Source organism: Kitasatospora sp. NPDC002965 (assembly GCF_040611255.1).
Classification (GTDB): Bacteria; Actinomycetota; Actinomycetes; order Streptomycetales; family Streptomycetaceae; genus Kitasatospora.
Window position 1 is genome coordinate 25,610 of the sequence record NZ_JBEXNT010000108.1, and the last position, 8,165, is coordinate 33,774.

The 8,165-nt window shown below is 75.0% G+C and carries 8 protein-coding genes; 1 reads left to right on the forward strand and 7 read right to left on the reverse strand.

Translation table 11 applies throughout. The features are described 5' to 3' along the window. Nucleotides 1-87: 87 nt before the first annotated feature. The 7 genes from ABZY91_RS31325 to ABZY91_RS31355 form a co-directional block, all read right to left on the reverse strand. Nucleotides 88-678 (reverse strand): YciI family protein, encoded by a 591-nt coding sequence (locus ABZY91_RS31325; RefSeq protein WP_355406250.1) that lies wholly within the window; start codon nt 676-678, stop codon nt 88-90. Between the two features lie 132 nt (nt 679-810). After that, complete coding sequence (locus ABZY91_RS31330; protein WP_355406252.1) at nt 811-2,205, reverse strand: nitronate monooxygenase; 1,395 nt, start codon at nt 2,203-2,205, stop codon at nt 811-813. Nucleotides 2,206-2,297: 92 nt separating this feature from the next. Further along, entirely contained in the window at nt 2,298-3,320 is a 1,023-nt protein-coding gene (locus ABZY91_RS31335; protein ID WP_355406254.1) for a LysR family transcriptional regulator, read from the reverse strand. 149 nt (nt 3,321-3,469) lie between these two features. Beyond that, nucleotides 3,470-4,144 (reverse strand): TetR/AcrR family transcriptional regulator, encoded by a 675-nt coding sequence (locus ABZY91_RS31340; RefSeq protein WP_355406256.1) that lies wholly within the window; start codon nt 4,142-4,144, stop codon nt 3,470-3,472. A gap of 83 nt (nt 4,145-4,227) precedes the next feature. Further along, entirely contained in the window at nt 4,228-5,055 is an 828-nt protein-coding gene (locus tag ABZY91_RS31345; RefSeq protein ID WP_355406258.1) for an HAD-IB family phosphatase, read from the reverse strand. Continuing rightward, nucleotides 5,052-6,185: an oxidoreductase gene (locus tag ABZY91_RS31350; RefSeq protein WP_355406260.1), complete on the reverse strand. Its 1,134-nt coding sequence runs from the start codon at nt 6,183-6,185 to the stop codon at nt 5,052-5,054. The genes ABZY91_RS31345 and ABZY91_RS31350 overlap by 4 nt, the downstream gene beginning before the upstream one ends. After that, nucleotides 6,179-7,207, reverse strand: coding sequence for a ScbA/BarX family gamma-butyrolactone biosynthesis protein (locus ABZY91_RS31355; RefSeq protein WP_355406262.1), 1,029 nt, complete (start codon nt 7,205-7,207; stop codon nt 6,179-6,181). Before ABZY91_RS31355 ends, ABZY91_RS31350 begins: the two co-directional genes overlap by 7 nt. A 192-nt stretch (nt 7,208-7,399) precedes the next feature. Here ABZY91_RS31355 and ABZY91_RS31360 point away from each other — a divergent pair, with 192 nt between their 5' ends. After that, a complete protein-coding gene (locus ABZY91_RS31360; RefSeq protein WP_329948232.1) occupies nt 7,400-8,050 on the forward strand; it encodes a ScbR family autoregulator-binding transcription factor in 651 nt (216 codons plus the stop codon). Nucleotides 8,051-8,165 lie beyond the last annotated feature (115 nt).

Consider the following 8,165-nt stretch of genomic DNA (forward strand, 5'->3'; position numbering starts at 1 on the left):
GCGGTGTGAGGGGTGTGGGCGGGTGTGGGGCGATGCCCGGGGGGCTCCCGACCGGGCGGGGCGGCGGCGCCCGGCCGGGACGCCGGGTCAGCGGTTGGGGGTGATGACCCGGCTGGTCCGGTACAGGCGGTACTTGGCACCCGTCGTGGTGGTCGCGAACTGCTGGTAGCGGCGGGTGAACTCGGGGTCGTCGAAGATCGCGTCGAAGCTCTTCTCGTCGGACCAGGCGGCGAGGTTCACCACCGCGTCGCCCTCGACGCTGGTCAGCAGCCGGGAGCCGCGGAAGCCCTCGGCGGTGGCGGCGACGTGCTCGACGGCGGAGGCGAGGGCGGCCACGGTGGCGGGCGCGGTCTCGGTGGTCGCCACGTTGATGAGCAGCACGCCGTCGCCGGGCTCGGGGGTGGTGACCACGCCGGGGCTGGCGAAGCCCGCGGTGAACGGGGTCCGCTCGTAGGAGGCGATGCCGAGCGTGTGCCAGGGGTCGCTCTCGATCAGCTCGGTGACGGTGGCGTCGTCGAGGTCGGCGGTGACGATGACGGCGCCGCCGTCCGGCCGGGGGCCGCTGAGCAGGATGCGACCGCGGTCGGCGTGCTCGCGCAGCCAGGCCCTGTGCTCCGGCAGGTGGGCGGTGACGGTCTCACGGGGCTTCAGGTAGGTGAGGGTGAGGACGTGGATCACGGTGTTCTCCGGTGCGGTGGGAGGACGGACGGTGGGAGGGCGAACACGGGAGGAGGGACGCGGGGAGGGGCCGGCCGGCGCCCGCGCCGGTTCGGAGCCCGCGCCGGTTCGGAGCCGATTGCGGAGCCGGTGTCAGCGGCCGATGCGCGTCGCCAGGCCGCGCAGGACGGTCTCCGCCTCGGAGACGGTGTCCTCGACGATCGCGGCGGCGGTCCGGACGTCCTTGACCAGGTCGAGGACCTCGCCGGCGAACAGGGCACGCTGGCTGACGTCGTCGCGGGCGACGGCGGCGGTCCAGCCGGGCTCGACGTCGGCGCGCCGGGCGGCGAGGTCGTCGTCGCGGCCGGTCCACTCGCGGGTGAAGGCGTTGCTCACCGAGCGCGCCTGGTAGACCTCGTCCCACGGGATGCCGCGGAGCACGTCGAAGGACCGGGTGTTGACGGTGTCGGTGGTGCCCGCGGCGGTCAGCGAGGTCTTGAAGCCGGCGGTCGCGATCGACTCGACGGTGAGCGCGAAGCGGGTCCCCATCATCACGCCGTCGGCGCCGAGCGCCAGCGCCGCGGCCAGGCCCCGGCCGTCCGCGAACCCGCCGGCCGCGACCACCGGGACGGCGCCCCGGACGAGGTCCAGCACGGCCGGGACGAGCGGGAGGGTGGCCCGGGTCTTGTGGTGGCCGCCGGCCTCGGCGCCCTGGACCACCAGCACCGACGCGCCGGCCTGCAGCGCCACGACGGCCTGCTCGGTGTCGTGCACCTGCACCACGACCCGGGCACCGCTCCCGGCGGCGGAGGAGACGTAGCGGCCCACCTGCTCGGCGTCGCCGAAGGAGAGGGCGATGACGGGCGGCGCGTAGCCGAGCACCTTGTCCCAGAGGCCGGGGCGCTCGTCGAAGGTGAACATCACGCAGCCGGCGCCCCAGACGCCGCCGCCCTCGGCGGCCTGCGGGAGGTGCTCGTCGATGAACGCGGCGTCGCCGTAGCTGACGCCGACGAGCCCCAGCCCCCCGGCGCGGGTGACGGCGGCGGCCAGCCGGCCGCCGGAGACGCCGCCCATCGGTGCGCTGACGATCGGATGGTCGATTCCCAGCAATTCTGTCAACTTGGTCGAGATCACGACTTCCCCGGCTCCCAGCTCGAATGTCGGTGTGGCGGACGGAACGGCGGCCTGAACGTCGTCGGGAACGACATGGACGACATGGACGACGACGGATCGACCGGCGGATCGGCTAGTGGATCGGCTAGTGGATCGACCGGTGAATACCGTCCGGCGCCCTGCCCGGAATTCCTCGGGCGGCGGGTCACCGGCACGGCCTCCGGGGTTTTCCGTTCCCGGTTCCGGCCTGCCCGCTTTCGCACTCAAACCATAGTTCGAACGGCGTTCCGAGGGCCAAGACAGAAAATGCGTGGAAGCCATAGGACCGGTCCTATGGGCCGGCCCTACGAGGGGGACCGCAGGGAGTCGCCCGGGCACCGGAAGTGAACCTTCCATGACCCCGGGGCAAAAAATCGCCCGGCCCGGAGAAAACATTCTCCGGGCCGGGCGTACGGGTGGGGGCAGAGGTGGCGACAGCGGTGGGAGGTGGGGGTGGGACGGCAGCGGACCGGCGGAAGGCGAACTCCTCAGGCGAGGAAGGGCCAGCCCTGCCGCTCGGCGACCTGGGCGAGCACCCGGGCGGCCCGGCCGCCGGCCAGCGCGGTGACCGCCAGCCGTTCACGCGGCGCCGCGCTGGTGGGCAGCGGGCGCCAGTGGAGTTGTGTCTCGCCCTGCACGGCGAGCCGCGGACGCAGCGCCACCAGGTCGCAGGCGGTCTGCAGGGTGTGCACGAAGAGCGCCTGCTGGTCGTCGACGGGGTGCAGCTCGGCCCGCCAGCCGAGTGCGGCGAGCTGGGCCGGGATCGTCTCGGCGTAGCCCGGCGCACACCCCTCGTCGTACCAGAGCAACCGCTGGGTGGCGAGATCGTCCCAGGTCAGGCCGGGTCGGCCGGCCAACCGGTGGTCGGGGCGCATGACCACCCCGAGCGGTTCGTCCCAGACCACCGCGCCGACCAGACCGGGTGTGGTGACCGGAAGCCGGACGATGCCGAACGCCAGCTCGCCGTGGTGCAGCAGCTCCGGCTGGTCGGCCGCACCCACGTGCCGCATGCGCAGCTCGGCGCCCGCCCGGACGGCCCCGTCGGCCTGCTCGCCGGCCAGTCCGTTCTGCACCTCGGCGAGGACCTCGGTCGGCACCCCGCCACAGACCCCGACCGGCCAGACCCGGGGGGTCGGGGCAGCCGCGGCGATCGCCGAGCGGAGCTGCCCGGGAATGGACTGGATTTCCCGGAGGAATGCCCGCCCGCTCGCCGTCAGTTCGACACCGCGTGAACTCCTGATGAAGAGCGAGGCGCCGACCCGGCTTTCCAGTCTCTTGATCTGCTGGCTGAGGCTCGGCTGGGATATCCGGAGTTCCTGGGCAGCCGCCGAAACGGTCCCCGCCCGGACCACCGTGAGGAAATACCGGAGGTGCCGCATGTCGAAGTCGTCGACGTGCTCGGCATGACCCGCCGCGCGCCGGGCGGCGACCCGCGCCGAATCCTCCGGGGCGTGACCGAATTCCGTTTGGTACAGGGCGGACGATCCGATCCTTTCGTGCAGCACACTCATGACACCCCTCCGTCACATCGTCTCGGTTCGCGACCCGCGACCGGTCTGTCCGCCGCCGGGCGGTGGGCTGCCCCGGAGGTCCGGGGCAGCCACATTCTCCCTAAAAATACCTTCACGAGGGTATTTTTAACGGTCCCGTAACGGAACCCTCATACGACCCGTGGATCCGGGCACAGGCTGCACCCCGCCGGAGTCCCGCCCTCCGGAACCGGGGCCCCGGCGGTCGCGGCGGTCCCGGCGGCCGGGCCGGCGAGCGCCGCCAGCAGTAACCGCCACGCCGCCTCGTAGGCGCCGGCCGAACCGCAGGCGCCCGGCGGCCCGAACGACACGTGCGGCGCGCCGTGCATCACGGCCAGGAGCAGCTGGGCGACGAGTTCGGGCGGCCTGGGCGCCATGCTCCCCTCCCCCTGGGCCCGACGGATCAGGTTCGCCAGGCCCCGCTGCACGTCCTCGAAGATGTCCGGCACCATCTGGGCCAGCGCCGGGCAGTCGGTCGCCAGCCGGAGCGCCGCCCGCAGCCTGACGTCCTCCTTCAGCCGGTGCGCCAGGTCCAGGACGAGCGACTCCAGCACCGCGCCGGCCGCGGCGCCCGGGACGTCCCGGGCCTGGCGCATCTCCTCCCAGACCTTGCGGGACTGCAGCAGCAGCGCCCCGGCCAGCAGCCGCTTGGAGGCGAAGTGCCCGTACAGGGCCCCCTTCGTCATGCCGGTCCGCTGCGCCACCGCGTTGAGGGTGGCCCTGCTGTACCCCTGGGCAGAGAACTCCTCTGCGGCGGCGTCCAGCACCTTCTCCCGCGTACGCCGTGCTCGCTCCTGTTTGATCATGCGGGCGCCCTCCTGGTCAAGAACATACCTTCCTAAAGGAATGTTCTCAGGACAGGGGGCACGCCCGCCCGGCTGTCCGCACATCAGACGGAAACCGATCGGTGTGCGACGGCCGGACGCGCCGGCGGCCCCGGCGGGCGGCGCGGACCGCGCCGCCCGTCGAGCACCGGCCAGCCCGCGCGCCCGGCCTCCGCCAGCAGCTCCGCCGAGCCGTTCACCACCACCGGGTGCCCGACCGTGCGGAGCATCGCGAGATCGCTCTCGTGGTCGCCGTACGCGAAACAGTCGGCCGGCCGGACGCCCCGCGCCCGGACCAGCGCCGCCACCGCGTCCGCCTTGGCCTGCCCGATCATCGGCCGGTCCACCTCCCCGGTCAGCACTCCCCCCGCCGCCAGCTGCTCGGTGCAGCACACCGCGGCGGCGCCGAAGTCCTCCGCCACCGCCTCCAGCAGCGGGCGCAGCGACCCGGACACCAGGACCACCTCGTGCCCGAGGTCCCGGTGGCGGGCCAACGCGTCGAGGCTCGCCGTGACGAAGGCCGCGGCGCCCCGGCGGTACTCCTCGTACCACCGGCGTGCCGCCGACCGCAGCGCGGTGGCGGGCACGCCGGCGAACCCGCGGTAGTACATCCGGTTCAGCTCCTCGCGGGGCACGCCCGCGGCCATCGCCGCCCGGAGGTCCGGTGCCCCGGGCGGCGTCGCCCCGGGTCGCCGCGCCGGCCCGGTCGGGGCGGGCCCCGCGGTGCCGGGGTCCGCACGGGCGGGGTCCGTACGGGCGGGGTCCGTGTGCGCGGGGTCCGTACGGGCCGGGTCCGCCGTCCAGAAGTCCCAGAACGCGAGCATCCCCTTGGCCGCGATCAGCGTCTCGTCGACGTCGAAGAAGGCGATCGGGGCGGGCGCCGTACCGCTCACGCCGCACCGCCGCCGGCGCCGAGGACCGTCTCCGCGTAGCCCCGGGCCGCCGCGTCCGGGTCGAGGGTGCGGTGCACCGCCACCGCCGCCGCGTCCCGCCAGGCGCGTTGCAGGACCGAGCCCGGGGCCTGCGCCCCGACACCGGCCGCGAGGAACAGCGCGTCCACCGCCTCACGGCAGAGCACGGCGGCGGTCGCCGCGTCACGACGGTTCTCGGCCACCGCGAGTGCGGTGATCTCCCCCCGGTCGGCCCGGGCGGCGGCGCCGTCGAGCAGCAGCCCCGCCGTGTGGATCCTGGCCGAGGCGTGCGTCAGCACGGTGTGCGCGGCCGGGTGCGGGTCGGCCGCGCGCCGGGCGCCGGCCGTCCATTCGCGCAGGGCTGCCCGGGCGATGCCCAGCAGCGGCGTGGCGAACACCAGGGCCGCCACCATCGGGTACGGCACGGTGTGGCAGCGGGCGGCCTCCTGCTGCGGGAGGAGCAGCGCGTCCAGCGTGAGCGTGCGGTGGTCCGGGACGCGGACCCCGTCGGCGGCCACGGACGTGCTGCCGCTGCCGCGCAGCCCGGCCGAGTGCCAGGTGTCCAGCACCGTCAACTCCGAGCGGGGCACGGCGAAGACCCGGTGCTCGCGGCCTGCGGGACCCTCGGTCCAGGAGGCGAGCAGGATCCACTCCGCGTGGTCCGCGCCGCTGGCCGGCCGCCACTCGCCGTCGAGGCGCCAGCCGTCCCCCACCCGCTCGGCCCGGCCCTGCGGCGGGACGACCGCGGCCGCGATCCGGACGTCGGGACCGCCGCCCCAGAGGTCGCGCTGCCCCTCCGCCGGGAGGTAGGCGGCCAGCCGGCCGTGCGCCGCGTACAGGGCGGCGCACCAGGCGGCGCCCGCGCAGGACTCGGCCAGCGTCGACGCCCCGGTCACCAGTGCGCCGAACTCCCCGGCGGTGCCGCCCCACCGGCGCGGGACGAAGTGGCGCGGGAAGCCGGACCGGGTGATCCCGTCGGCGACCTCGCCGGTCAGCCGGCGCAGTTCCTCGGCCCGCCCGGCGTCCCGGCGGGCGGTCCCGGCCAGCTCGCCGAGCACCCGGACGTCGAGCACCCCGGCGTCGAGCCCCTCGGCCCGGACGTCGCTCAGCATGCCGTGCCCTCCGCCCCGGCCGGCCCGGCCGCCGCGTCCGCACCCGCGCCCACCGGGCCCGGTGCCGCCGCCCGGCGCACCCGGGCGGCGGCGATCGGCCGGCCGTCCTGCACCGCCGTCAGGCGCAGCGCCCCGGCCGGGCCGCCGTCCGCCGGCTCGGCGACGATCGCGACCGGCGTCGTGAGCTCGCCGAAGGCGGTGAACACGGTGGCGAGTTCGCGCAGTTCACGGACCGCGTCACCGGCCCCGTACGCGGCGGCGGCCGCCTGCCGGAAGGCTTCCATCAGGACCATGCCGGGTACGTGGTCCACCGGGTGGTCGAACAGGACCGGGTGGTCCTCGAAGGGCCGCAGCCACCAGCGGTCGGGGCGGGCCGGGTCGGCGGCGATCACCACGTCACGGTCGGTCGTCTGCCCGACCCGTCGGGGCTCCGGCGGCACGGGCGCGGTCGGGGCGGTCCCGGGTTCCCCCGCCGCGTCGGCCGACCGCCGCCGGAGGGACGCGTAGCGGCCGGGTTCCAGCACCTCCCAGCGCATCCGGACCCGCCCCACCGGCCGGTGGCCGGCCCAGGCCAGGCCCTCCAGCGCGAACCGCTCCCGGCCGGGCCGGGGAGCGGCGGGCGGGCAGCGCAGGTCGAGGCCGACGTCCAGGCCGTCCGGGCCGGTCGGCGGCAGGGCCTCGTCGAGGTCGACGGTGAGCTCGTTCAGCACGAACGGGTGGCCGTAGGTGCTGCCGTGGAACCGGTGGGCCAGGTGGATCGCGGTCTGGCGGACCGTCTCGGCCAGCATCATCGGGTCGGACGCCGCTGCCCGCCGGTGACCGAGGTGGTGGTCGCGGAGCCAGCGCGCGGCGACCGCGAACCGTTCCTCCTCCAGCCGCACGGCGTCCGTCAGGAGCACCTCGGGGTCGGCGTGCTTGTGGACCGCCTCCCGCGGCAGGTGCCGGTCGAAACGCAGGCCGTTCCAACCCTCCCGGAGCAGCGGACGGCGCTGCCCGGGCACCTGAGATGACAGGACGTTCATGAATTCTTCCTCCCCCATGTCGCGGCGACGGGAGCAGGCCCGCTATCTTTCGGTGCCTACCGGAGCGACAGCTCAGGAACATACCTTCTGGAAGGTTTACCGTCGAGGCGAAATTTTGCGCCACTCTGTCCAAATCGCCCCCGCCCTGACGATCCGGCACCACCGTCGACCCCACCATCACAGGAGCCGTCCATGCCCGAGCCGCAGACCACCTCCCCGTTCCCTGTGCGCAGAATCACCACCCGGCGGGGCCCCGACCCCAAACAGGACCGGGCGGCCCGCACCAAACTGCTGGTGCTGACCGCCGCCGCCGAACTCTTCTCGACACAGGGCTTCCGCCACACCTCGGTCAAGGACGTGGCGGACCGGGTCGAGATGACCAAGGGCGCCGTCTACTTCCACTACCCGACGAAGGAGGCGCTGGCCATCGCGGTGGTGGAACAGCACTACGCACGGTGGCCGATGCTCCTGGAGGAGGTCACCGCCGAGGGGCGCGGGCCGCTGGAGACGGCCGCACGGCTGCTGGCGGGTGCGGCGGCGGCGTTCCGGGACGACATCGTCGTCCAGGCGGGCGCCCGGCTGCAGATCGAACGGCCGCAGATAGACGCCGAGCTGCCCACCCCGTACGTGGACTGGACCGAGCTGCTGACCGCGCTGCTGATCAGCGCCCGGACGGCGGGCGAGCTGCGGGAGGGGGTCTCGCCGCACGCGGCGGCGCGGTCGCTGGTGGCCGCGTTCTTCGGCACCCAGCACATCTCGGACGTGCTCCACGAGCGGGCCGACGTGGTGGAACGCTGGTCCGAGACCGCCGAGTTGCTGTTCCGCGCGATCAGCGCGAGGTAGCAACCCGGGCGGGCCGGCCCGGCGGGCGCGGCCGGCGCACGCGGAAGCGGGGCGCCGGGCGCCCCGCGGGGGGGGGGGCCGCGGGGGGGGGGGGGCCCGCGGCCGGGGGCCCCAA